Origin of the sequence: Ruminococcus sp. AM31-15AC, from assembly GCF_003462045.1 — a bacterium.
Lineage (GTDB): Bacteria > Bacillota > Clostridia > Oscillospirales > Ruminococcaceae > Hominimerdicola > Hominimerdicola aceti.
This window is the reverse complement of the sequence record NZ_QTYG01000137.1, coordinates 1-721: the sequence shown is the minus strand read 5'-3', so window position 1 is coordinate 721 and position 721 is coordinate 1. Positions and strand designations below refer to the sequence as shown.

Here is a 721-nt window from a genome sequence, read left to right as displayed (position 1 = left end):
TCCCGTGACTTAAAAAACGCTGACGAATTTTTAGATATCCTTATCTGCTGATCCATTCGTTTTTCGTAACTGTCCGCAACAAAAACACCCACAAGCAACAGCACAAATATCGGCATAATATCTACCGCCCGCAATTCAAGAAATTTCAAAAACGGCTCGTCATTTATCACCTGTGGAGTTGGAAATGCAGCGTAAAGTCGGCTGTTTTTCACAAGGTCGGTAGGTATATTAGCGTCTGTAAGACCCCTGCCTGTGCGAGCATAGCTTCTGATGCTTTCGACCATAAAACAACTGCGAAGCTCTGTTTTATATTTGTTTACGGCGGCTGTAATGTTATTATTATAACCGCTTGCGTAACTTCTCATCTCATATTCCGTTATGTATTCGTCACACTGTTCAAGGGTCTTATCTGCGGAATTTTCTATAAGTTCATTGTATATCTCCGCCGTTTCTTTGTTCATATAGGTAAGATTATTTGAAGAATCAAAGCTCCGATACACTGTGAATTTTGCGGAAGCTGAAAAAATTATCACTATGACAAAAAGCATCCAAAATTTCTTTAAAAGCCGTGAAGTCTGATAACTATACATACTTTTCATTATCCCACCTGCCTTTCAGCAAGAAGATATGTCCCTGCAGCAAAAACTGCGGTCATGATGAACATAATAGCAAAATAAACAACGTATTCTCGTGCAGGTATTCCCCAAAAATTCATATAACC

The 721-nt window shown here is 39.0% G+C and carries 1 protein-coding gene; it reads right to left on the bottom strand.

Annotated features, from left to right (window positions below; all coding sequences use genetic code 11):
* Nucleotides 1-599: hypothetical protein (locus tag DW793_RS14400; protein WP_147342242.1), on the bottom strand; the 599-nt coding region annotated here is incomplete at its 3' end.
* Between the last annotated feature and the right edge of the window lie 122 nt (nucleotides 600-721).